Here is a 25,183-nt window from a genome sequence, read left to right as displayed (position 1 = left end):
CAAAAAGTTATAGTTGATTGCTTGAGTTTTGCTTTTCGCGAAAACGGACTTCCTTCTTTTCTTCAGCATATTTCTTTTCTACGATTAGCGGTTTTTTAGTTGGTTCTTCGGTTTCAAAAAGTGATTGAATCATCGCCACCGTAGGTTTCGTTTGTGTCTTTTCTACGTCTCGCATTATGGCAATTACCGCATTGATTCTTTTTAAAAGTTTGGCTTCAATAGTTCGCCCTGTCGGACCTAGTTTTTCCTTTGGTGAGATTTCATTGTAAAAGAAAAAATCGAGCATCGTTGCCATTGCCTCGGTATGCGATTTGAAGTAAGTACGTGAGAAAGTTTGGAAACGCTTTGCAGTTTCCTTTTTAAATCTGATTCCGATAAATGAGTCCATAATTTCGCCGATTTGTCGCAAAATTTTCCCTAAAAATGGGCGTTTCCAGCCCGTTTGTCGCAAATCGTTGATTGTCAGGAAATTAAAATATATTCAAGTCGCTGATAATCAGCTATTTGAAAACGAAAAGGAATCCGAAACATCGCGCAGCGTGTTACCCTCTTGCTATTCCTTTTCGTCACGCGCAAGCGTGACAAAAATCCATCCAATCTGGTTAAAAAACCGATTGCCATTTTAGGAAAATAATTTTCCGATATGTTATATTTCGATGTGTACGGTTATCGGCGAAAGTCGAAAAGTGGATAACCTTACTTTAATTTGTGTGCTGTATTTCCAGCGATATAAAGATACGTTTTTTTATTGACTTGATATAAATTGCATACAAAAACACCCCTAAACTTTAGAGGTGCTTAAAAACTAACTTTAGGAAATTAGATATTAAAAACGAAGTTGTAAGTGTATAGATTTTTAATCATTTCTTCGTCTATCAATTTATCATAATCTGCTCCAGTTTCGTCAACATATTTCTGAATAGATTCTCCAAAAAGATATATGACGTGTTCTCTAGAAACCTGAAAAAGTTCCTCTTGTTTTTCCATACTCAAATCTTGAAATTTAATATACATCATAGCTTCAAAATTTAGTATTCGCTTGGCAACATCAGCGTGCCATTTACAAAAAACAACCGCAGTTCATCAAGTGGAAAATCGGTAACCCGATAGCCGTGTTTTTCTAGAATATTATCATTGCCATCGCTGTAAATTATTTCAGCTTCATAACCAGAATAATCTTGTTTTTCTTCGGGCAATCTTTTGAAGTCAATGGTAATAAATTCACTTCGGCTCATCAGACTTTTTGCAATTACGGAAGTGTCCGTGATTAACCAAAAACAATCTGCTATATTGGCAAGATATTTTAGTCCGTCTGTAAAACGTGTTCTTAATAATGGGATTTGATAGAACATTTCCGTTCCGTGAAAATGTTGCAATCCTTCCTTAATTTCGTTAACTTGTGCTTTCATTGTACATTTTATTTAAAGTGTGAATAATGAAAAAGAGGGCGCATCTTTCGACTGTTACGCCCTCTTTCATTTTAAGATTTACTTGTCGTCTTTGCTTCCAAGTAATAGAATTTCATCGGCTACAACTTCCGTAACATAGCGTTGTTCGTTATCATCATTTGTATAACTTCGGGTTTTAAGCTTTCCCGATATTCCAACTTCTTTGCCTTTAACAACATACTTCTCTACAATTTCGGCAGTTTTGCCCCAAGCTACTACGGTATGCCAATTCGTGTCCGTTTGCTTGTTGCCTTCTTTGTCCTTGTAATACTCATTTGTTGCTAATGAAAAACGGGCTACTTTCTTTCCGCTTTCAAGGTTCGTAATGGTTGGCTCTTGTCCAACGTTTCCAATTAACTGTACGTGATTTTTAATAGTACTCATAATAAAAAGATTTGTGCCTGCTTTGTTACAGACTGGTTTATATTTCCCCTATTTGATTTAAACTGAATTAAATTTTAAGGGGTGTTTGTTCTTTTCTTCTGTGCACCGCACAATGGATAGAGTGGGTTTTGTCCAGACTTTTTGGGATAAAATCAGGTGTGTTTGCGACGTAGTAAATTCCTTGGAATTTCAAGGAAGTAGAAACCTTATTTTTCACTAAAACTTGTATAGTCTTGACAAGTTCCATAAGGGCATTAGCAATTCTTTTAAACGCAGTTGAGTTTGAGCGTACCGGCAGTTAAGCGATATAAGCAGCTGTGTTTAATTTAGAATTGGTTATGTCGTGCCTGTTTTTCGACGACCCGAAAAACATTGAAGGCTCTATCCATTATAAACCCCTTAAAATGTGTAAGGCAGCGGTTCGGTTTTTAAGGATTTTCGAGTAAGGGCTCAAGAAGACCGCGCCGAAAATACTGTTAAGAAAATCGAAGTGATGACTTTCCAATGAAAAGCGGACTTGATTCACGATTTTGGCTCAGGAATGAAGTGTCCCGTTCCAGCGTAGCGGGAAGGGTTAACGGAATGGAAAGCTGAAATTGGGGATTGTGTCCAAGACTTATGTAGTGAAGCTCTTTTTCCGGAATGTAGCTTTTCGCGAAATGCTGGGGAATGTGCTGATTAAAGAGTTAAGAACCACTATACTTTGTCTCATAAAAGGTCAATTAACAATACTACTAAAAAAGACGGAAAATGAGACTTTAGTTTCTTTACCTCCTATTTTCGTTTACTATAGTCGCATAAAACGACCATTTTATAGAACTATTCAGAGTTTACCGATTTATGTGTAAAATACCTGATATTTAATTTTTAGGGCTTTTGGAGCTATTCTAACTTCTCTAATAAATTGCCAAAAATTTAGTTTTTTGAAATTATTACCGTTATATATTTTTTTTTTATAAAATATTGGCAATTAATTTATCAAATTGATTATTCGAATTTTGAAAATAGAAATATTTTTGTTATTTTCGAATCTTAATCTAATCAAAACCCAACATTTTATGGCAAACGTTTTATGGTTACAAGGAGGTGCATGTAGTGGAAACACAATGTCCTTTTTGAACGCTGAAGAACCAACTGTGGTAGAACTTATTACAGATTTCGGGCTTAATATTCTTTGGCATCCAACTACAGGATTACAAATTGGAGATCAAGTACAAGATCTTTTAAAAGATATCTTAGCAGGAAAAGTTCAAATGGATATTCTGGTATATGAAGGTTCCTTAATAAAAGGTCCTAATAATACTGGGACAATGAATTATTTTGCCGATAGACCAATGATGGATTGGATTAAAGAATTATCAAAGGTTGCAGGCTATGTAGTTGCAATTGGAGATTGTGCAACTTGGGGAGGAATTCCCGCTGTAGCGCCAAACCCTAGTGAATCAACTGGTTTACAATTTCATAAGAAAAATAAAGGAGGCTTCTTAGGTCACGACTACGTTTCAAAAGGAGGCTTACCTGTTATAAATATCCCTGGATGCCCAGCGCATCCTGATTGGATAACTCAAATACTCGTAGCAATATCTGTTGGAAGAATAGGTGATGTTTTAATAGATGAATTTCACAGACCAAAAACATTTTTTACAGATTTCGTTCAAGACGGATGTACTAACGTGACTAATTTCGCTCAGAAGGTCGATGGAAACTTTGGAAAACGTGGTGGATGTCTATTCTACGAAGTAGGATGTCGTGGACCAATGACTAGAGCAAGTTGTAATAATATACTTTGGAATCGTCAGTCGAGTAAAACACGTTCTAATCATCCTTGCTTAGGATGCACAGAACCAGGATTTCCACATAATGATTTAATGAAAGGAAGTGTGTTCAAAACGATGAAGCATTTAGGAGTTTTTCCTAAAGAAGTTCCAACAGGAAGAACAAAATTGGCGTATTATATGGAAGCAGGTTTCCAGAAGGTTATGCCTACAAATAAACGTGTAACTGAAACTTCTAAATAAGTAATTAAACTAACTACAAAATGTCAGTAAAAGAATTAAATATATCACCCGTAGGACGTGTTGAAGGAGATTTAGATGTTAAAGTTTATATCGATAACGGAAAAGTAACTCGTGCTCATACCCAGGCAGCAATGTTTAGAGGTTTTGAGAAAATAATGGAAGGTAAAGATCCACAATCTGGTCTTATAGTAACACCGCGTATTTGCGGAATATGTGGAGGGTCACATTTGTATTGTGCATCATCTGCTTTAGATACCGCTTGGGGAACAAAATTATCTCCAAATGCCCTATTATTGAGAGCTATTGGACAAGCCTCTGAAACATTACAGAGTATTCCACGTTGGTTTTATGCCATTTTCGCAACAGATTTGGCGAATAAGAAATATGCTAATCAGCCTTTGTATAAAGAAGTGGTTAAAAGATGGTCGGCTTATGTCGGCGAAACATTTCAAATAGGGTTAACGGCAAGTGGATTGCCTGTTCAAATCTATGCTTTATTTGGTGGGCAGTGGCCACACTCGAGCTATATGGTTCCAGGTGGAGTTATGTGTGCGCCGACCTTAAAAGATATTACACGAGCACATGCTATTTTGGCACAATTTAAAAATGATTGGCTAGAGCCAGTATGGTTAGGTTGTTCGATCGAGCGCTATATGGAAATCAAATCATGGGACGATATGTTAGCATGGGTTGATGAAAATGAGTCTCATAAAAATAGTGATTTAGGATTGCTTATTAGAGCAGGAATCGAATTTGGCTTAGATAAATTTGGTCAAGGAGTAGGTAAATTTTTGGCAACAGGAACATACTTACATAAAGACCGATATAATAATCCAACTATTGAAGGTAGAAATGATGCCTTGATTAGTTCTAGTGGATTTTTCGATGGAGAAAATTATCATGAGTTTGATCATCTTAAAGTAAAAGAAGATGTTTCACATTCTTGGTATGATAATCAAGAAGATGGATTACACCCTTGGGAAGAACCATTACCCACTCCTGCTAAATCACAACCATTACACCATACAGATTTTGATGGACAATATAGTTGGTCAAAGTCACCAAGGTATGATGGACATGCTGCAGAAACAGGCCCTTTGGCCCGTGTTATAATGAATGCAAACCCTAATAATAAGGAACATCAAATTAGAGATCCTTTATTTGGAGATATCATGAAAAAACTAGGACCTAGTGTATTTACACGTGTTTTAGCGAGAGTTCATGAAGCTCCAAGAATATATAAGTTTATAGAGCAATGGCTTTCAGAAATTGACCTCGATGGAGAATTCTATATCAAGCCAGTTGAAAAGGACGGAAAAGGATTCGGAGCAACAGAAGCAGCTCGTGGTGCATTAGCTCACTGGATAGAAATTAAAGATGGTGTTATTAAAAACTATCAAGTAATGGCTCCAACTACATGGAACGTTGGGCCTAATGATGGTCAAGGAAACCCAGGACCAATTGAAAGTGCACTTACAGGTATCGATATCGAAGATCCTAGTGATCCTGTAGAAGTTGGTATTGTTGCAAGATCATTTGATTCCTGTTTGGTTTGTACTGTGCATGCGCACGATCAAAAATCTGGAGTTGAACTATCTCGATTCAAATTATAAATAGATATAAATCAATTATTTATATAAGCTTTCCCGAGGGTGTCTTCGGGAAAGTTTTTTAGTTTAATATAAAGAATAAGAATGAAGACAGCAATAATGGGTTTCGGAAACCCAGTTAGAAGTGATGATGGTATAGGAATGTACGTGATTGAAGAGTTGCAAAAAATTATCGGAGATAATGATACGATAAATATCTTTGATATGGGTACGGCCGCCTTTGAAGTACTTTTTGGTCTTAAAGGGCATACTAAAATTTTGATGGTAGATGCAGTAGTAAATTCCAATGAACCTATTGGTACTTTATTTAAAGTGCCTGCAGAAGAAGTGTTAAGAGCGCCACAAGATGACCCTATGGTATTTTTACATGGTATGAAATGGGATCAAGCACTATCGTATTCTAAAAAAATACTTGGTGATGAATATCCAAAAGATATACAAGTCTATTTAATTGCCGTAGAAAACACAAAGTTAGATACCGTATTAAGTAAAGAAGTACAAACAGCGGGAGATAAAGTAGTGCAACATATTTTAGAAGATATAAAACTAGCCAGTGCATAGTGAAAGAACTTGTTACTTTAAAATCATCACACGTCTATCTCGATGCCTCTTTGGTTGACAAGGTATTTGATAACATCCACTATGCGTATGTTACTTATGTGGTTGCGCAAGGCAAAATGTTGATTACGCCAGTAAGTAGCCAGTGGTTTGTTAAAATGCACGAGCCTACCCAGTTTCTTTTAAAATCTAGAAATTTGAAAGGAGACAGGACATTGGCTATTAGAGAAATTTTAATAGATAATGACTTAGATATGAGTGACAGAGTATTACACTATGAAGTTGTAGAGAAGACAAACCTTATTAAAATTGATATGTGATGGCAAAACGGAATGACCCAAAGGACGCCTGGTTACTAGATGCAGAAGTAGGCACTAAAATTGACCATATAAAGGGGCGTTGGGAAGTTTCATTAGTATTTGTAAATACAGCGGACCCTAATCAATTATTGATTAGAAAAATAGGAGATTACAGAACAAAAAGACTAGCGGAGATATATGCGTCACATATGCAACAAACAGCTGCTAAAGATATTAGAGGAACACAAAAAGTAGATAAAGATGCTTACAATTTTGACAAAAACTAATGTTCAGGAAACCATAAAATCAGCTATAGCTTCTGTAGAGCGATTAGATGAACTTGTTGAAATTCAAAGCGATGAAAACGCAATCAGCATTTCTAATAAAATACTATATGTTTCAGGAGATATCATAACTTCCTCTCTAGATTGGCACGATACCGAACCGCCTTATATCATTCCTAGGATTCCTTTTTCCGAAATGAATTTACTAGCAATGGTTTTTTACAAATTGGGAAATCATCAAAAGGCATTCGAATTTATTTCTGAAGAAAACGAACTGTACAATCATTTATTAATTGCTACACATCTACAATTTGGTTACGAGATTAGTGAGGATATGTGCGCTTTCGCGAAATCGAACCTTGGAGATTCACGACCAAAGGGAGAGCGCAGCGTTAAAGCGGAATCTTCTCACAACCACTGTATCATTTTACAATACAGAAATAGTACAACCCCTCAAGACGTAAATGCGCTAAAAGGTCTATATGCTGAAGCAATTGCGAGTGCTACCAATGATGAACATCGTTTGTTCACCATCAAGCACTTCGTAAATCTTTTGATAGATAACAATATGCTGTCAGAAGCTGAAAAGATACTGCGTATTTCTTCCCCCAAGGCTATATCTGAGGAAGCGAAAAATGCTATGACTACGCAGTTAGCAACAGTATTAATGGCACAACTAAAACTTCCGTATGATACATCAGTTTTAAATGAAATACAAGAATTACAACTAGCTAGTATTGCATTTTATGAAGACAAAGAGTTAAAAGTGAATGCAGGTTTAGTGTATGTTGATGCTTCTGAAATCGCCAATTATCAGGAAGATTTTATTACTTCAAAAAACTATATTACGAAAGCCATTCTCTATTTCAAAGAAGCAGATATTCCTGAATTTTTAGGCGAAGCAGGATTGCGCAAGGCTACTTTATTATACACCTGGTCCAAAAATGGAAGCCCGCAGTATTACAAGCCAGCGATTAACGCCTTTCAAGACACTTTAAAAGTTTTCAAACGTGATACGCATCCTCAAAAGTTTGCAGACATACATCACAATTTAGCGCTTATATATTCTGAAATTCCTGTTTCACCAGAAGAAAAACCAATTTGGACAGCATTTTGTGCTTCATCATTTAAGGAAGTATTGGCATTTTATACTAAAGAAGAATACCCTTATGAATATGCTATGGCGAGTCATAACTACGCTACAGCACTTATGAATTTTCCAGAGGCAAAATTGCACAACAATTTAGATAAAGCATTTGGTTTGTTTGAGGATGCACTTTCTGTACGTTCAGAAAAGGAATATCCTTTTGAGCGTGCTTTAACCCTATTGAATCAATTAGAATTGTATTGGTTAATGCATAATGAAGATGAAAAAGCAGAAAAAGAAAAGTACCATCAAATGCTTGAAAAGGCAACTTCTATAACCACAATAGTGGAAGATGAAAATATTATAGAACAAGCAAATCAACATTTGAATCAACTTAAGAATTTGAAAACAATATTAAACTAACAATGCACGAGACATCCATAGTAAACGGAATATACAGAACTCTTGAGCAAGAGTTTGAAGTAGAGAAACGTAATAAAATGAAAGCTATCTATGTGAAAGTAGGAATACTTTCAAACATAGAACCACGTCTTTTAATGAATGCTTATGAGGCGTCTCATATGACTAATCCGTTTTATCAAAATGTGAAATTCAACATAGAAATGGTGGAACTTAAGATACAATGTGAAAGTTGTGACCACATCACAGAGGTAAAGAATTATCGTTTTTTATGCGATAATTGTCAAAAGCCAAGCAAGAATGTCATACAAGGAGAAGAAATGTTAATCCATAAAGTAGAATTTGATGACTAAAGAATAATGCTAAAAAGAACGTTAACATATACAGAACGAATCTTCGATACGTGCAAACAGTTTTATGAAAGTAAACAAAGCTTGTATGCTACTAGTGTTGTTTTAGTTTTGGTATTTATTGTTTGTTCTTTTTTAAGCGCGCTGGTTGTATCAGAATATGTTAACCTAGGGCATTATCAAAATAAGTTTGAAAACCCCTTTTTTTCAATAGAAATAGTATTCACACTGCTTTTAATCATTGAGTTATTTGGACTCATTTTTGTGCTTCCACAATCGGTCGCAAAATCGGTAGGAAAACAATTTGAATTACTGTCTCTTATTTTTTTGAGAGATGGTTTTAAGGAGTTTAGCCATATAGGAACAGATTTTAGTTGGGAACATATGCAAGACTCAATTATTCCTATGGTAGTTTACGGTTTTGGCGCCATTGCCATTTTTTCAATAATTAGTATAACTGCCAAGTTGCAAAAGCGTATTAAATTAACAGCTACCGAAGACGACCAAGAACAGTTTATCAGACTCAAGAAGTTATTAGCTTTGTTATTATTGGTGGCATTTGCCGTGGTAGGTTTTAACGATTTAAAAATTTTGTTCACAACAGGAAGCTATTTACATTCTTTCCAAACATTTTACACGGTGCTTATTTTTAGTGACATCATTATTGTTTTGATAGCGTTAAGATATACACTCAACTATTACCGTATTTTCAGGTACTCAGCATTTGTACTAGCCACAATTTTAATTCGTGTTTCGCTATCTGCTGATACGTATTATAATGTAATTATTGGCGTGACAGCCTCTTTATTTGTGCTTACACTAACTGCTGCTTACAACTATTTTTTAAAAGACATTCCAGAAAAAAAATTAATATAACTATGAGTATAGAAAAATCAACAAAAGCCGCTCGCGGTACAGTACAGTGTGAGAACACAAATATCAATTTATTAAAAGCAAATGACTTTGTTGCGGACATTATTAAAAAAGAGATGGCAAAAAGCAAAACGCTTTTGGTCAACATTACATCGTCCGCGGGAAGTGGTAAAACTACTTTGATGCAAGAAACTGCAAGTCGTTTAAAAGACAAAATCAAGATGGCAGTAATGGTGGGTGATTTAGAAACTGAAAGAGATGCAGAGCGCATTCGAGAAACTGGTATACAAGCACTTCAAATCGTTACAGGCGGCATTTGCCATCTAGAAGCTCAAATGATTCATCAAGTATTGCCAGAATACAAACTAGATGATATTGATTTATTATTTATTGAAAACGTAGGCAATCTTGTATGTCCAGCTTCTTTTGACTTAGGAGAAGACTATCGTGTTACGCTTATGGCAACCACCGAAGGAGATGACAAGCCAAAAAAATACCCAAGAATGTTTTTGACAAGCGACATGATGCTTGTTTCAAAGTCAGACCTGTTGCCTTATGTTCCTTTTTCCGTAGAAGCGGTAATCAAAGATGCTCGTGAGGTAAATCATGAAATAGAAGTCTTACAGATATCTTCAACAAGTGGAGAAGGAATAGACACTTGGTGTGACTGGTTATTAGAAAAAGTAAAAGCAAAAAAGGAAGCATAAACATTGCATAAAAAAACATATCACATACAAATCAAAGGACGCGTTCAAGGAGTCGGATTTCGTCCTTTTGTCTACAATCTAGCAAAGCAATTTGCTATAGATGGATATGTAACCAATACTAAAAATGGTGTAGAAATTTGCGCGACTACTTCTGAAGAAATTGCGAACCAGTTTTTAAAAAGTATATTAAAAGATTCTCCGCCTGTCTCAGAAATTAAGGGGCATTCGATAGAAGAAATTCCTCAAGAGTTATTTACGGATTTTAAAATCAAGCCGTCAACCGTTTCTAAAACAATTAATATCCCGCTTACACCAGATTTTGCGTTTTGTAAACAATGTAAAACTGAAATTTCTGATTCTAATAATAGACGTTATAACTACCCGTTTACAACCTGTGTGCATTGCGGACCACGATATGCTATTACAACACAATTTCCTTTTGAACGAGCCAATACTTCGCTCACATCATTTACAATGTGTGCAACTTGTGAAAAGGAATATAAAGACCCAAATGACAGAAGATTCCATTCGCAAACCAATAGTTGTGCAGACTGTGGGATACAATTGCAACTAATTGATAGTAAAGGAAAAACGGTTACTGTTCATCAAAATCAAATTATTGAAAAAACAGCAACTTTAATTTTAGAAGGAAGCATTGTTGCTGTTAAAAACACAAATGGATATGTGCTATGCTGTGACGCTACAAATGAAAATGTAATCACTCGCTTACGCGCAAATAAAAAGCGTCCTAACAAACCATTTGCAGTTTTGTATTCCAGCATTGAAAAAATTAGAGAAGAATATCAACCTAGTGTTAAAGAGACCGAAGTTCTTACAAATACCATAGCACCTATTGTCATTCTTAAAAATACAGATACAACTGCCATAGCAACTCACACTATTGCACCAAAGATGAATCAAACAGGTGTAATGCTACCTTCGTCATCACTACTATTTTTATTGAGCAAAAACGTAGGCCGCCCTATGGTTTGTACTAGCGGGAATCTACACGGTTCACCTATCATTTCTGATAATGAAACTGCTCAAAAATCGCTTCACACTATTGCCGATTATTTTGTTCACCATAATTTAGATATTCAATTTCCTCAAGATGACTCTGTTGTCAAGTTTCACGAGAACACACAACATATTTTAAGACGTTCTAGAGGTTTTGCGCCTAATTATATGGAAAACAATACTCTAATGGAATCTGGTACATTAGCGATGGGAGCACATTTAAAAAGCACATTTACTCTTGTTCCAAATGCACACATTTATGTGAGTCAATATTTTGGAAACCTTGATAATTATGATGTAGTAACACGCTACAAAAAAATGTTAGACCAACAATTACAAGTCTTTGATTGCCGACCTGAGACTATTCTTGTAGATACACACCCTGCATATCAAAGCAGTCTTTTAGGTGCAGAAATCACCCAACAACACAAGACAGAAACACATAAAATTCAGCACCATAAAGCACATTTTGCAAGTGTTTTAGGCGAGCATAAATTGTTCGATTCCGAAGAAAAAATATTAGGAGTTGTATGGGACGGAACAGGTTATGGTGATGACGATGCTATTTGGGGAGGCGAGTTTTTTGTGTTTGAAAACAGTACCATAGAAAGAGTCTCTCATTTTGAATATTATGATTGGCTGGCAAACGATAAAATGGCTCGTGAGCCTCGCATCTCACTATTAAGTTTACTTTGCGACGAAAACAAGGAACAGATAAAAGACAAATTCACGTCAACAGAGTGGACTATTTACAATAAAATGCTTTTATCAAACAATTTAAAAACATCATCAGTTGGTAGACTATTCGACGCTGTAGCTTCGGCTCTAGGGCTTTGTGACAGTAATACATTTGAAGCGGAAGCAGCAATGTTATTGGAAGATTGTGCTTCCACTTATTCAAAAAGTTATTACATAGATTTTTTGCATAATATATCCTATGATACTATTCCAAGTAAGAAGATTGTTGAGGCTGTTTTAAAAGCTTATAGAGAAGGGTTTTGTAAAGAAAGATTAGCATTCAGTTTTATCTATACACTGGCAAAAAGTATTGTTACACTTTCGCGAAAGCACCAAGTAACAATAATAGCCTGTAGCGGAGGTGTTTTTCAAAATACCTTGTTGGTTTCTGTACTATCAAAGCTTTGTAAAAATCACAAAATAGTGTTAAAAATAAATCGTAAATTGTCTGCTAACGATGAGAACATCTCTTTTGGGCAGTTGATGTATTTTCAGCATATCATAAATAATTAAATCTTAAAGATTATGTGTTTAGCAATTCCGGGAAAAATAAAAAGTATTGAACTGCAATATGGCGGAGCAGTACGAATGGCGACCGTGTCTTTTGGCGGTATTTCAAAAGAAGCCAGTTTAGAAATGTTACCTGATGCATATGTTGGAGACTATGTTTTAGTTCACGTAGGCGTTGCAATTAGTAAGGTAGATGAAGAAGAAGCCCAAAAAACTTTTCAATACCTCGAAGAATTAGGTGAGATTGGGGAACTCACAGATGTAGATGAATATTTACCTAAATCGGAGTAGTTATGAAGTATATGTCAGAATACCGAGACCCAGAACTCGCAAAAAAATATCTCGAAGAAATAAAGAAAACGGTTTCGCAACCTTGGTCTATTATGGAGGTTTGCGGCGGACAAACACATAGTCTGGTTAAAAATGGGATTATCGATATGTTACCCAAAGAGGTCACGATGATTCACGGTCCAGGCTGTCCTGTATGTGTCACACCTTTAAATATTATTGATAAAGCCATTCATTTAGCGTTAAACGAGAATGTCATTTTATGTTCTTTTGGTGATATGCTTCGTGTACCTGGCTCCGGTAAAAATCTTTTAGAAGCAAAAGCAGAAGGTGCAGATGTACGCATTCTCTACTCACCTCTAGAAGCGGTTAGAATTGCAGAGGATAATCCTGATAAAGAAGTGGTGTTTTTTGCAGTAGGTTTTGAAACAACCGCCCCAGCAAATGCGTTATCTGTTATTCACGCCCATAGAAAAGAGCTTAAAAACTATTCCATATTAGCATCTCACGTTTTGGTGCCACCCGCAATAAAAGCGGTTATTGATGATGAAGAAAGCAAGATAGATGGTTTTCTGGCTGCTGGTCACGTATGCACTATAATGGGTAATGCAGAATATCACCCATTATCTGCAAAATATAAAGTGCCTATCGTAGTAACAGGTTTTGAGCCACTCGATGTTTTACAAGGCATATTAATGGTATTACGCCAATTAGAAGAAAGTAAATCGCAAGTTGAAAATCAATATGCACGTATCGTAAAGGAAGAAGGTAATCCTGATGCTCAAAAAATGATTCACACCGTGTTTGAAATAAAAAATCAAATATGGAGAGGTATTGGAGAAATACCAGATAGTGGGTATCAAGTGCGACCAGAATACGCAGCTTTTGATGCTAACCGTAAATTCAGTATACAGATTGAAGAAGCACCAGAAAATCCAGATTGTATTTCAGGACAAATAATGAAAGGGTTAAAAAAACCTTTTGAATGTTCACAATTTGGAAAAAAATGTAAGCCGACGAATCCTTTAGGTGCACCTATGGTTAGTAGTGAAGGCGCTTGTGCAGCCTACTATCATTTTTCTGGACTAGTAGAGGCGTAGTTGAGCGTTACCACAAGGGTCGGACTTTACGTTGTATCTTTTTTTGCCATATATGGCAGCAAAAAAAGGATGCTACTTCAGTCCCTAACGCAAAATCTCATAAAATTTAAAAGAGTTAATGAATAAAAAAACAATAAAAATGCAACTACAATGTCCAATGCCTAAATTGGATTTTGATGTCATTACCTTAGGTCACGGTAGCGGTGGTGTGCTTACCAATAAATTATTAGACAGTGGTGTTTTTGACTTATTAAGTAACCCAATCCTTGATGAACGTCACGATGGAGCCATTTTTAAAATGGAAGGCAAGATGGCCTTCTCAACCGATAGTTTTTTAGTGTCTCCCATCTTCTTTCCTGGTGGCAACATAGGCGAATTGGCAGTAAATGGAACGGTGAATGACCTAGCTATGTGTGGTGCTATTCCTAAATATATATCCCTAAGTTTTATTATAGAAGAAGGATTAAAAATGTCTGAATTTTGGGATATTCTTGTGTCTATAAAATTAGCCTGTGAGGAAGCAGGGGTTCACGTGGTAACAGGAGATACCAAGGTTGTAGAAAAAGGAAAGGGTGATAAAATTTTTATCAATACCTCTGGTGTTGGGAGTATACATTCTAAAGCTAATATTGCAGCAAAAAATATAAAGGCAGGCGATAAAATTATTGTTAGTGGGAATATAGCATCTCACGGGATGGCAATAATGTCTGTTAGAGAAGGGCTTGAATTTGATTCCGAAATTCTAAGTGACACCATACATCTGAATCATACTATTAGTGGATTACTAGATACGTTTGGAGAGCATATTCACCTATTAACAGACCCAACGCGAGGCGGTATAGCAACAGTTTTAAAAGAAACAGCCCAATCCATCAACTTAGGAATAGATATGGCTCAAAGAAATTTACCAATAGACAATCAAGTGGCTAGTGCTTGCGAGTTACTTGGTTTAGACCCAATTTACGTTGCAAATGAAGGACTCTTCATTGCGTTTGTAGATGCATCTATTGCTGATGATTTTTTAGAAACACTTCAAAAAGATGAAAACGGAACGAATGCAAAAATCATAGGAACTGTAACCGAAGAGCATCCTAGACAAGTTATTATGGAAAGTGCCATAGGTGGTAAACGTGTGGTTAGTATGTTGCCAGGAGAGCAATTACCTCGAATCTGTTAACCTATGGATTTTAAAACATTAGGAAATCAAGTTGAGAACGGTCGATTATTTAAAGGTTCAGAGCAGAAGCCATTTTTAGCACCTAGAGGTGTTTTTGTTGCAAAAAACAAACTCTTTGTATCTGACACAGGACAGAATCGTGTCTTTATTTGGAATACAATCCCAACGACAAAATTTCAAGAACCCGACGTTATTTTAGGACAGTTAGAAGTTGAAGATAGCGGACGCAATTCTGGAGGTGATGTAACAGCTACAACATTGCAATACCCATCTGGGTTGTGGAGCGATGGTGAGAAATTAATTGTTGCAGATGCTTGGAATCATAGAGTACTTATCTGGCATTCTATACCAACTACAAATGCACAGCCTGCAGATGTTGTACTTGGACAACCCAATTTTGAAACTAATTTACCCAATGTAAAAGGCATAGGAAACGACCCAAGTGCTCAAACACTTAATTGGCCATATGGATTGTTTTCAGACGGCAAAAGCCTTTGGATTGCCGATACTGGAAATAGACGCATCTTATTTTTCGATAACATCCCTACCGAAAACTATGTAGCTGCCGATAAGGTCATTGGAAAACCTAGCTTCAAAACAAGAGATTACAATAATGATGAACCTATCTGGCCGTATTCAGTTAAAATAAATAGCAAGGGTCAAATGGCAGTTGCGGACACCCAATTCTATCGTGTTTTGGTTTGGAACAATAAAGAAGATGCTTTTTCAAAACCTGCCAATATAATCATCGGTCAAGATAATTTTGATGCTTGTGGTCAAAATCAATTTAGTTTAGCACCAGAAGCGAATACTTTAAATTGGACCTACGATGCTTGCTTTTATAGAGATGGTATTTTAGTAAACGATACAGGAAATAGTAGAATTTTAAAATTTGATGAAATTCCTAATACCAATAATCCTTTTGCGAAAGCAGTAATAGGCAGAGAAGATTTTAAAACGAGCAGCGATTTTAATGGGAATATGCACGGTACTAAAAGTGCTATTTATTGGCCATTTTCAATTACCACTGCCGGTGATACATTGTTCATAGCGGACACCGGAAATCACAGACTTGTAATCTGTGAACTAAAAGGTTAGATACAACCAATAGAAGCCAATAACTATTGCAAATAGCCCTCCAGCAAAACGAATTCCTTTAAAAAAATTATCATTGTGTTGATGCTTTGAATGCGATGTTAACTTCCCTAAAATCAATGCATATACAGACATTGCTAAAACAGTACCTATTGCAAAGCCGATAATGTATTGTAATCCTTCTAAATTATTTTCAAAACCTAATACGGGTAACAACAACAGGAAATGCGCAACGCCCGCTAATCCATGTAAAAAGCCAATTCCAAAAGAGGAAAGAACATTTTGTTTTACAATTTTATCGTGCACATGTTTATGACCCTCATTATGACTATGCTCATGCGCATGTATATGAACATAGTTTTCGCCTTCATTATGAACATGAGGATGTTGATGTTTTTTTTGCTCATTAAAAATACGATAGAATGCCCAAAACCCAACTCCAATCAAGACAATAGCTACTAACTGCTCACTATATTTTGAAATACTCTCGACTGGAATATATTCCTTGAATAATAAGAACAAAACACCAATTAAAAGCATTCCTACTAAGTGTCCTAAACCCCAAAACAAACCTATTTTCCATGCTTTTCGTTTAGTTTCAATGACTAAAGGGGTAACTGCTGCCAGGTGATCGGGTCCAGAAATAACATGAAGCATTGACGCAAGTGTTCCGGCAAGTAGAGGAATGGTTAATGTCATTTAAAAAGTCTTATAAAGATGACAATTTACTAAAAAAATATTATTCTTGATATTATGAGGAATAAATTTAATTTGACTATTTCTTGTTACTTTTATAAATGGATATGTAATATTTCTAATTTGTTTTAAAGAAATTAAAAAAAGTAGGTGACAGGCTGTATATGTCATAAAACGGCACATAGTCCTATTGTTCAAGCTCTATACCAAAACCTTCTAAAGTCTCATAAAAGGAACGTTTTATGAGACATCAGAAGCTGTTATATAGCTGTTACAGCTTTGTTTAATAGAATTTACTTCTAAAACATATCAAACAATAGAATTTTAAATGGCTTAACGAAAAATAGTAAAATGTTGTACCTATGTTGTACCCAGCACATAAAAAAAGGCCTCACATTTCTGTGAAGCCTTGAATTTACTAGTAGCGGGAACTGGACTCGAACCAGTGACCTTCGGGTTATGAGCCCGACGAGCTACCTACTGCTCTATCCCGCGATATATCTTTTAAACTAAAAACATTGTTTTAGTTCCTGTTTTCTATTTCTTTTCAGAACCGGTAGGTACCCTGTCCTGAGCCTGTCGAAGGATACTGCTCTATCCCGCGATATGGATGGCAAAGATACAACACATTTTAGAGACCGCAAGGGAACTGCTTGGAAAATTTAACAGAAACTCATAAAGTTTTCGGTACCCGCTATCACTTTCTTATTTTTAAATATGTCGAAATCAGTACGTATCTTTCTTATTGTCCTCGTTTCCGCAGGGATCCTTATCGTCCTTGGGAAAATAGCCATCAACACCTTCCTCAAGAACAAGGTGGAAACCTTCGTCACACAAAACCTCCCTCCGAACTACCAATCAGATTTCGACAAGCTGTCCCTTGACCTTTTCGACGGCACCATCACCTTTAAGGATGTATCCCTTCAAATCCAAAATGCCGATACCGCCTCGGTGCATTCTACCGTAACGGTGAAGGAACTTATCATAGAAGATATCAGTTACTGGAAGTACCTCTTCCATAATGAGATCCATATTGAGGACATCAAGATCTTCTATCCTGAGGTCACCTACTACACGCATTTGTACCGCACGCCCAAGGACAGTGCCCGCGGCTCCGCACTCAACCTCAACAAACCCATTCGTATCGACGAACTGAGCATCGACCATACCCGGCTTACGCTCTTTGACGACAGTGAGGAGAACACCTTGCTCTATGCCGAGAACCTCACGGTGGAGATCGATGATATCTTGATCGACCAAAACACGCTTCGCAAACGTCTGCCTCTGGAGTTTGGGGACTACATTGCAAAAGCCGATTCTATCTTTGCAAAGGTGGGTCCGTATGAGAATGTTACCACCCGAAACTTCAAGCTAAAAAAGAAACGGGCGGTCTTTACCAACCTGAAACTCGCTACCAAGTATTCCCGTCAACAACATGCGCAGCTACTGGACAAAGAACGAGACCATTTTGACCTCACCATAGACTCCTTGGAGATCGATGCGATCGATTTCGGGTTTACGGAACGCGAACTCTTTGTGAACAGCAACCGCTTACTGTTGGCACAACCAAAGCTGGACATCTACCGTAACAAGCTCGTCGCCGATGACTTTAGCAGAAAGCCTTTATACAGCGAAATGCTTCGGAAACTGCCCTTTCAGCTCAGCATCGATACAGCCGCTGTGAAGAACGGAAGCATCCGCTATACTGAAAAGGTCACCGAAGGAACCAACGGCGGTACTATTGAATTCACATCACTGGATGCGACCATCGCGAACCTTGGGAACACCTATTCCGAAGGAACCAAAACAAAGCTCGATATCAATGCGGTCTTTATGAAGGATGCCCCCTTTCATGTCGACTGGTCCTTCGATGTTCGCGACCCCGAAAACCGTTTTGTATTCAAAGCCGATGTAGGGAAACTGGCCGCTGCGCAACTCAATCAGTTTACCCGTGAGAACCTGCGGGCAAACCTGGAAGGAACCATACAACAAACGTATTTTACCGTTTCGGGAGATGATACCTATTCACAGATCGATATGCGTATGAAGTACGACGAGTTCAAGATCAAATTCCTTAATGACAACGGCAAGGATAAGAAATGGCTGAAATCGGCAGTAGCAAATCTGTTTATCAAGAAGAACAGCGATCAGGAAGGGGTTGACTTTAGAGAAGGGAATGGCGAAGTGACCCGTGTGAAGCATAAATCCTTTTTCAACTATCTATGGCTCAATGTGGAAAAAGGGTTAAAGAGTTGTGTAACGGGCGGATAGGCTAAGATCAACGTTCCGCGATCCAGGTTATCGCTTCCATCCTGTCCTCACTAACAAAACTCCTGATATCGATATCACCTAGCATCTTTTCTAACTTACCACACAGGTGGATCCATTTCCGGTCACTTACCAAAGCTACTTTATTGAACTTCCCGTTATGTTCTAATTTGAAGAAGAGGTTCTCTAACACTGCGGTCAGGGAAAAGGTCTCGATCCCACTATCTTCCAGATAAAGATTGATCGTATCGAAGTCTTCAAATTTCTCGAGTATCCGGGCATGCAATTGCTGCACCGTCTCTTCACCGAAAGTTCCTTCCAATAAAAAGCCGACCGTATCTTCAGAAAAACTGAAACTGGATAGCATAGCTGTATCATTTAGAGGGAGTTCTATAAAGATACGGAAAAAAGTTATTGCTCGATACTGCCGGCGTCGAAAGATTGAAGCGCACCCGCTTCAAAGACAGCGTGTATCTCAATGGGATTACAACATATCTCGCAATCCTCAATATAGGTCTGTTCCCGTACAGAGCTGTCTAGCAGCATGGAGATCTCCTCCCAGCAATAAGGACATTGAAAGAAATGCTCGTCCATTACAATTCAATATTGAGCAGTTGTCCCGTGAGTTGCAGCAGTTCCAGTTCGGCTAGTTTTGCCTCGTATTTCGCCAGATTCTTGTTGGTTTGGGCATTCAACAGATTGATCTGCGATTGCCGCAATTCCAGCGAGGTGATCTGTCCCAGTTTATAACGTTCGTTGGATCGCTCAAAGTTATTTCGTGCGGTCACCACATTCTGCTCCTGAAGGCGGTAGATCGCCAGCCTGTTCTCGTAATTGCCTTGCGCATTCGCGATATCTCTTTTTACTTCCAGTACCAGACGCCGTTGTTCCAGCTCCCGGTTGCTGATCTGTATCTTCGCATTCTTCACCGCAGTGATACCGCCACCCCCATCAAAGAGATTCCAGCTCAAACTAACCCCCGCCGAAAACCCGGTAGACGTACTCGATGCCAGAAAATTGGTCGCCGGAAAGTTTCCTTCGTTCCATCCATAGGATCCGGTAAGCCCCACCGAAGGAAGGAATATCGACTTACTCGCTTTGTAATTATAATCGCTAATGGTTATGTTTTGACGCGCCTGAAGCAAGCGTACGTTGTTCGTATCTGCGGTTTGAAGAAAGGTCTCCAGCACCAGCGGATTTGTGAATACAATGGTTGTATCTACGGTAAAGCGTCGGTCCAGCGCGCTATTGGTCACTACATTGAGATCCCGTTTCGCATTGGTGAGTTGCTGGCGGGCATTCATGAGGTTAATGCTGTCTGTTACTATGTCCACTTCGGCATTTAACACCTCCAGTTTGTTTACCTGTCCGTATTCAAAGGCGTATCCGGCGCGGGTAAGGCGTCGTTTTGTATTCTGAAAAGTTTCCTCGAGTACCGCTACATTTTCGGTAAGACGGGCCACTTCAAAATACACCGTGAACAACTGAAGCATGGTCGTTTCTATGGTCTGCCGTGCCTGTAATTCACTAAGATCGTATTCTTCTTTTAAGCGCTTGTAATCGTACCAGCGCCCCAGCCCGTCGAACAAGGTATAATTAAGGTTAAGAGAAGCGTTATAACGCGTTGTCTCCGCATCTACCACTTCTCTTGTTGTTCCATCCTGAAAGGTAGCCGTTTGGTCCTCCAGATTGTAATTGGCACCTGCATTCCCGGTTAGCGATGGAAGAAACCCCGAATTGAGGACATTTTTATTGTTTTCTGAAATGGTTACATTGTTTCTTGCGACCGCGATACCAAAATTACCTTCCAGCATATCGGCTACGGCCTCCTGCTTGCTTAGCAAGGGTACCTCTTGTGCAACCATGCTTCCGAAGCATACCAAAAAGATGCCCAGTTTAATGTACTTCATTGTCTTCTTTTATAGCGCGTTCTACTTCTTCTTTGGTAACTTTCTTTCCTGTTTTAAGCCATAAGGTTCCGGTTTTTACACTGTTGGTGAACGACAGCAATAGCGGTAGGATCACCAGGGTAAGGACGGTGGCGATGGCAATTCCGTAGGCAATGGAAATGGCCATGGGTATCAGGAACTGGGCTTGTCGGCTCTTCTCTAGCAACAGCGGTGCAATTCCTGCAATGGTGGTCAATGAGGTAAGGAAGATCGCCCTAAAGCGCACCCGTCCTGCCTCATAGAGCGCGTCGTCAAAACTCATGCCTTGCTTCAGGAAGGTATTGAACTTCCCAATAAGCACCAGTCCGTCGTTCACCATGATCCCGATGAGTGCAATGATCCCTAAGGCCGATAGAATATTGATCGGGAAATCGTGGAACCAGTGCCCCCAGCCTACTGCAATGAAGCTGAAGGGGATCATTAGCAATAACAACAGCGGTTGGCTATAGCTTCGGAAGGTAAAGGCGATCACCACATAGATCAGGAAAATAACGATAGGCACGGTTGTCCATGCCGACTCCGTAAGCTTGTTCGCCTCCCGGTTCTGCCCTTCATACAACACGCTTACCGTAGGATACTTGGAAAGTATGTCCGGCATGATGTTGTTCTCTATATTCAGTAAGATCTCCGTCGGACTGTCCTTTTCATCTTTTAGGTCGGCGTTTACCTGTATCTCCCGTTTCCCGTTCAAGTGACTAATGGATTCTTCACCACGTCTAATCTCATAACTGGCGATCTCTGAAAAAGGCACGCGTTGTCCCGAAGGGGTTACAATACGCATATCATCCAGATCATTGATCGACTCACGGTCCGTCCTGCTGTAGCGCACCCACACCTGTATCTCATCCTGACCGCGCTGGAAACGCTGCGCTTGTAACCCGAAAAAGGCCGCCCGCACCTGACTCATCACTTCGCGGAGGTTGAGACCCAAGGCATAGGCAGTTTCATTCAACCGGATGTTGATCTCTTTGATCCCTTCGGGATCGGTATCGGTCACATCCGCCAGCTGTGATATGTTTTCTAAGGCCTGTCGTAACTCGGTCTTGGCTGCCTTTAGTTCCTGTGTATTGTTCCCCAGTAGCGAAATGGATACAGGATTCCCACCAAAATTCCCCCCCGACCCGAAGGTAAGACGCTCCACCCCATACACCGGACCCACTTCTTCACGAATAGAACCGGTAATGTCCGGTGAGGAGAAATCACGCTCTTCTCCCGGCAATAGGTTTACCTGTAACGATGCTTTGTTGTTCCCCGGTCCTACACGTTTAATGATATTCTCCACCACCTGTTTGTTCCCCGTTTGTCGTGCCGTATAATCTTCATTGACACGCCAGGCTGCCGCTTCCACCAGGCTAATGATCGAATCGGTGATCTTAGGGTTGGTCCCCTCGGGCATAAGAAGATCGATACTTACCCGGTCGCTGGCAATGTTCGGGAAAAAGGCCGTTCGAATGATACCCCCCATCATACTGCCCACGGTAAGGATCATTAAAGCAAGTAGGATCGAAAACGTGATAAAGCGTTGCCGAAGGGCAAACCGCAACACCGGACTGTACAAATTATCCCGCATATACCGCATGATCTTGTCTCCCAGTTCATTGAATCTTCGCAGCTGAAGAAAGATCTTTTCAATCCCCTTGGTTTTCTTCTCCTCGGAAGCGGAAATAGCCACTAATGCCTTGGAATGAGCAATGTGAGACGGAAGAATGATAAATGCCTCAATGAGTGACACGAGCAGCGTTAAGATTACGATCACGGAAACCTCACTGAAGAACTCCCCGATGCGGCCTTCTAGAAATAAAAAGGTGGAAAAGGCCAGTACCGTTGTAATGATCGCCGCCATAATGGGAGGCACTACTTCCATAGTACCATCGATGGCAGCTTGCACCCGGGATTTACCCCCTTCGTAATGCTGATAGATATTCTCGGCGATCACAATACCGTCATCGACCAGAATACCGATAACGATGATCATTCCGAAAAGGGAAAGAACATTAATGGTCACACCAAACTGAGCGGCGAAGATGAACATCCCCAAAAAGGCAATAGGCAATCCGAAGGCGACCCAAAACGCCAGCCGGGTATTCAGAAAAAAGGAAAGGAATAACAATACCAAAAAGATCCCTATAGCGCCATTCTCAAGCAGTAGGTTGGTACGTTGTTGCAGTCGTATGGAAGAATCACTTACCACATCGATTTGAACCCCGGAGTACTTTTGGTTGAAGGCATCAATATAGGCGTTCACCTTTTCGGCCGTAGAGATAAGATCTTCGTTGTTGGTGTTGGTGATCTCAATATTGACCGCGACATTCCCGTTGAAATAGGAAGCATTAGGCGTTTCAGAAAACCGGTCCTTTACGGTAGCAACATCCTGAAGTCGCACTACTGTCCCGTCATCACGTGAACGCACCACAAGATTGTTCAGCTCTGTCCCGTAATAGGAACGATTGTTGGCACGTATGAGGTAGTCCTCGGCCTCCGTTTTAATATTTCCTCCGGTAGTAAGAATATTGGCTTGTGCAACAGCATCGGCCACTTCAGCAAAAGTAAGGTTGTAGGCCAACAGGTCGTTCTCCCGTACTGCGATCTCGATCTCCTCTTCGGGATAGCCAGAAACATTGATCTGTGATATGCCATCCATGACCCGCAGGTCGTTCTCCACCATACGCCCTATTTCCTTGAGGGCGTCCAGTTGAATATTGTCCCCACTAATTGCAAAATCTATGGTCTGCCTGATCTGCTCCTGTTTTGCCACCACCAAAGGTTCCATTCCCGTAGGGAAGTTGGGAACACGGTCCACCGCATTCTTCACCTCAGACAGCATGGCATCAATATCCTCATCGCTATCGATCTCAACGGTGATGCTTCCGCCATTTTCCCGTGACACCGAAGTCACCCGTTCCACACCAATAAGTCCTTTCAGGTTGTCCTCAATCTTCAAGACCACACCTTCCTCGATCTCCTGCGGGGCCGCTCCCGGATACGTGATGTTTATGGAAATGATCTCGGCTTCCTGTAAGGGAAAAAAGGAAGATTGTAATCTAAGAATACCGATCACCCCGAAGATCAAGAAGGCGAAGATCACTACATTGACAGCAACCTCATAGCGAATAAAATAACTAATGAGCTTTCGCATCTAGTTCTGTGTTTTATCTGTTTGTTCCGGAAGATCGGCGGTGGTGTTCTCTCCTCTCTTTACCAGCATACCGACATAGGCCCCCGGGATAGGGCGTGACAAGATCTCTGTTCCATCCGGAATGCCTTTAACGATCACCTGCTTTGGCGAAAAATATACCGGTTCTACCTGCATGATGTCTAGAATACTGTCCCGAACATAATACACATTCGATTCGTCTACCAGTAACTTTCTGGAGATCTCATAGGCATTTGCAACCTCTTGGGCTTCCAATTGTGCTTCAAGATACATGCCCTCCTTAAGACCTTCTTCTCTCACTTCCACAAATACTTTTATGGTTTGGGTCGCCTGATCGATCTTGCCATTGATACGGGTGACTTTCCCGGGAAAGGTTTCTGTCCCATCGGGCGTAGAAAGGGTTACGTTTTCTCCCACCGCAAGCAAGTCGCTGAAATTCTTTTGTATGGCCAGTTCCACCTCAAAAACAGAAGTATCGATATACTCCCCTAATTGCTGTCCGGGGCGCACCAAGGTACCTTCGGTGACCAGCGCTTCGGTCAATACCCCGTTGAAGGGTGCGGTGATAGTGTATTTGCCAAGTCTTTGTTCTAAGTTCTTTAGATTGTAATACGCTGTGTATACACCCCGTCCGGTAATAAAATATTTCACGTTCTCTGAAGAAGTGTCAGGGAGCGGAGGTGTGGATTTGTTGAGGTCGAATGCATTCAGGTACTGTTCCCACTTCGGAAAAGCCTCAGGATAATCTAATCTAAGATCCGGCATTAGGGAGGTGATAAGATTATAAAAGTCACTTTTGGAAGCTTGTAACGAGGCATAGAACTCGGCGGCATCGATACGAATAAGTGTTTGACCTCGTTTGTATTCCTGACCCGTCTTAAAAGGGTGCGCGCTGCTGTTAAAGACCCCTTGAACCTCAGCGAATAACTCAAGTCGGTTCTTTGCGGTAAGGACACCGTTCGTGGGAATGACCACAGGCACCGATTGATTGTTCACGGTCTCGGTGAATACCGTTTTAACGATCTTCTCTGCTCTGGGTTGTTCTTTAACGTTACTATCGATGATCCATTTGGCGACAAGAACAGCCCCAAGGATCACCACAATTCCAATGATAAAAAGTATGATTTTACGCACGCTGAAGGATTAAATATTG

The 25,183-nt window shown here is 39.5% G+C and carries 25 protein-coding genes and 1 tRNA gene; 15 read left to right on the top strand and 11 right to left on the bottom strand.

The window, feature by feature from the left end; all coding sequences use genetic code 11:
* Positions 1 to 7: 7 nt before the first annotated feature.
* The 4 genes from JS40_RS12185 to JS40_RS12170 all read right to left on the bottom strand — a co-directional run bounded on the left by JS40_RS12185 (position 8) and on the right by JS40_RS12170 (position 1,832).
* Complete coding sequence (locus tag JS40_RS12185; RefSeq protein WP_034260971.1) at positions 8 to 388, bottom strand: BfmA/BtgA family mobilization protein; 381 nt, start codon at positions 386 to 388, stop codon at positions 8 to 10.
* Positions 389 to 819: 431 nt separating this feature from the next.
* Complete coding sequence (locus tag JS40_RS12180; RefSeq protein WP_034260969.1) at positions 820 to 1,017, bottom strand: hypothetical protein; 198 nt, start codon at positions 1,015 to 1,017, stop codon at positions 820 to 822.
* Between the two features lie 11 nt (positions 1,018 to 1,028).
* Positions 1,029 to 1,409 (bottom strand): DUF6876 family protein, encoded by a 381-nt coding sequence (locus JS40_RS12175; protein WP_034260967.1) that lies wholly within the window; start codon positions 1,407 to 1,409, stop codon positions 1,029 to 1,031.
* Between the two features lie 78 nt (positions 1,410 to 1,487).
* Positions 1,488 to 1,832 (bottom strand): single-stranded DNA-binding protein, encoded by a 345-nt coding sequence (locus JS40_RS12170; RefSeq protein ID WP_026813265.1) that lies wholly within the window; start codon positions 1,830 to 1,832, stop codon positions 1,488 to 1,490.
* A gap of 998 nt (positions 1,833 to 2,830) precedes the next feature.
* Between JS40_RS12170 and JS40_RS12165 the strand changes: the two genes are divergently transcribed.
* The 14 genes from JS40_RS12165 to JS40_RS12100 all read left to right on the top strand — a co-directional run bounded on the left by JS40_RS12165 (position 2,831) and on the right by JS40_RS12100 (position 15,966).
* Positions 2,831 to 3,850, top strand: coding sequence for an NADH-quinone oxidoreductase subunit B family protein (locus JS40_RS12165; protein WP_201770363.1), 1,020 nt, complete (start codon positions 2,831 to 2,833; stop codon positions 3,848 to 3,850).
* Between the two features lie 20 nt (positions 3,851 to 3,870).
* Entirely contained in the window at positions 3,871 to 5,463 is a 1,593-nt protein-coding gene (locus tag JS40_RS12160) for a nickel-dependent hydrogenase large subunit (protein WP_034260964.1), read from the top strand.
* Between the two features lie 81 nt (positions 5,464 to 5,544).
* Positions 5,545 to 6,021 (top strand): hydrogenase maturation protease, encoded by a 477-nt coding sequence (locus JS40_RS12155; RefSeq protein ID WP_034260962.1) that lies wholly within the window; start codon positions 5,545 to 5,547, stop codon positions 6,019 to 6,021.
* Positions 6,021 to 6,338 (top strand): hypothetical protein, encoded by a 318-nt coding sequence (locus tag JS40_RS12150; RefSeq protein WP_034260960.1) that lies wholly within the window; start codon positions 6,021 to 6,023, stop codon positions 6,336 to 6,338. The genes JS40_RS12155 and JS40_RS12150 overlap by 1 nt, the downstream gene beginning before the upstream one ends.
* Entirely contained in the window at positions 6,338 to 6,604 is a 267-nt protein-coding gene (locus JS40_RS12145) for a hypothetical protein (protein ID WP_034260958.1), read from the top strand. The genes JS40_RS12150 and JS40_RS12145 overlap by 1 nt, the downstream gene beginning before the upstream one ends.
* On the top strand, positions 6,579 to 8,111 hold the full coding sequence (locus JS40_RS12140; protein WP_034260956.1) for a hypothetical protein: 1,533 nt from the start codon (positions 6,579 to 6,581) through the stop codon (positions 8,109 to 8,111). Before JS40_RS12145 ends, JS40_RS12140 begins: the two co-directional genes overlap by 26 nt.
* Positions 8,112 to 8,113: 2 nt before the next feature.
* Complete coding sequence (locus tag JS40_RS12135) at positions 8,114 to 8,461, top strand: hydrogenase maturation nickel metallochaperone HypA/HybF (protein ID WP_034260954.1); 348 nt, start codon at positions 8,114 to 8,116, stop codon at positions 8,459 to 8,461.
* Positions 8,462 to 8,467: 6 nt separating this feature from the next.
* On the top strand, positions 8,468 to 9,334 hold the full coding sequence (locus JS40_RS12130; protein ID WP_051957588.1) for a hypothetical protein: 867 nt from the start codon (positions 8,468 to 8,470) through the stop codon (positions 9,332 to 9,334).
* A 2-nt stretch (positions 9,335 to 9,336) separates the two neighbouring features.
* Positions 9,337 to 10,038, top strand: a complete 702-nt coding sequence (gene hypB, locus JS40_RS12125) for a hydrogenase nickel incorporation protein HypB (protein ID WP_051957587.1) — start codon at positions 9,337 to 9,339, stop codon at positions 10,036 to 10,038.
* A gap of 3 nt (positions 10,039 to 10,041) precedes the next feature.
* Positions 10,042 to 12,306, top strand: coding sequence for a carbamoyltransferase HypF (gene hypF / locus JS40_RS12120; protein WP_034260952.1), 2,265 nt, complete (start codon positions 10,042 to 10,044; stop codon positions 12,304 to 12,306).
* Positions 12,307 to 12,318: 12 nt separating this feature from the next.
* Positions 12,319 to 12,594 (top strand): HypC/HybG/HupF family hydrogenase formation chaperone, encoded by a 276-nt coding sequence (locus JS40_RS12115; protein WP_034260950.1) that lies wholly within the window; start codon positions 12,319 to 12,321, stop codon positions 12,592 to 12,594.
* A gap of 2 nt (positions 12,595 to 12,596) precedes the next feature.
* A complete protein-coding gene (hypD, locus tag JS40_RS12110; RefSeq protein ID WP_034260948.1) occupies positions 12,597 to 13,691 on the top strand; it encodes a hydrogenase formation protein HypD in 1,095 nt (364 codons plus the stop codon).
* 118 nt (positions 13,692 to 13,809) lie between these two features.
* Entirely contained in the window at positions 13,810 to 14,868 is a 1,059-nt protein-coding gene (gene hypE, locus JS40_RS12105; protein WP_233273967.1) for a hydrogenase expression/formation protein HypE, read from the top strand.
* 3 nt (positions 14,869 to 14,871) lie between these two features.
* Positions 14,872 to 15,966: an NHL repeat-containing protein gene (locus tag JS40_RS12100; protein ID WP_034260946.1), complete on the top strand. Its 1,095-nt coding sequence runs from the start codon at positions 14,872 to 14,874 to the stop codon at positions 15,964 to 15,966.
* Here JS40_RS12100 and JS40_RS12095 read toward each other — a convergent pair.
* Positions 15,955 to 16,662: an urease accessory protein UreH domain-containing protein gene (locus JS40_RS12095; protein ID WP_034260944.1), complete on the bottom strand. Its 708-nt coding sequence runs from the start codon at positions 16,660 to 16,662 to the stop codon at positions 15,955 to 15,957. The two genes, JS40_RS12100 and JS40_RS12095, sit on opposite strands and share 12 nt — an antisense overlap.
* A gap of 419 nt (positions 16,663 to 17,081) precedes the next feature.
* A tRNA-Met gene (locus tag JS40_RS12090) sits at positions 17,082 to 17,154 on the bottom strand.
* Positions 17,155 to 17,376: 222 nt separating this feature from the next.
* Between JS40_RS12090 and JS40_RS12085 the strand changes: the two genes are divergently transcribed.
* Complete coding sequence (locus JS40_RS12085) at positions 17,377 to 18,930, top strand: AsmA family protein (RefSeq protein ID WP_034260942.1); 1,554 nt, start codon at positions 17,377 to 17,379, stop codon at positions 18,928 to 18,930.
* Positions 18,931 to 18,937: 7 nt separating this feature from the next.
* Here the strand turns inward: JS40_RS12085 and JS40_RS12080 are convergent, their stop codons facing one another.
* From JS40_RS12080 to JS40_RS12065, 5 genes are read right to left on the bottom strand one after another with little or no spacing between them, the layout of a single operon-like run.
* Entirely contained in the window at positions 18,938 to 19,294 is a 357-nt protein-coding gene (locus tag JS40_RS12080; protein WP_034260940.1) for a SpoIIAA family protein, read from the bottom strand.
* Positions 19,295 to 19,338: 44 nt separating this feature from the next.
* A complete protein-coding gene (locus JS40_RS15300; RefSeq protein WP_084677498.1) occupies positions 19,339 to 19,521 on the bottom strand; it encodes a CPXCG motif-containing cysteine-rich protein in 183 nt (60 codons plus the stop codon).
* The gene (locus tag JS40_RS12075; RefSeq protein ID WP_034260938.1) at positions 19,521 to 20,837 is read right to left on the bottom strand and encodes a TolC family protein; all 1,317 of its coding nucleotides are present in this window, start codon (positions 20,835 to 20,837) and stop codon (positions 19,521 to 19,523) included. Before JS40_RS12075 ends, JS40_RS15300 begins: the two co-directional genes overlap by 1 nt.
* Entirely contained in the window at positions 20,824 to 24,012 is a 3,189-nt protein-coding gene (locus tag JS40_RS12070) for an efflux RND transporter permease subunit (RefSeq protein ID WP_034260936.1), read from the bottom strand. The genes JS40_RS12075 and JS40_RS12070 overlap by 14 nt, the downstream gene beginning before the upstream one ends.
* The gene (locus JS40_RS12065) at positions 24,013 to 25,164 is read right to left on the bottom strand and encodes an efflux RND transporter periplasmic adaptor subunit (RefSeq protein ID WP_034260934.1); all 1,152 of its coding nucleotides are present in this window, start codon (positions 25,162 to 25,164) and stop codon (positions 24,013 to 24,015) included.
* Positions 25,165 to 25,183: the final 19 nt, after the last annotated feature.

The sequence above is a fragment of the Altibacter lentus genome (assembly GCF_000746845.1).
GTDB lineage: Bacteria > Bacteroidota > Bacteroidia > Flavobacteriales > Flavobacteriaceae > Altibacter > Altibacter lentus.
This window is presented reverse-complemented; position numbering and strand designations above follow the sequence as displayed.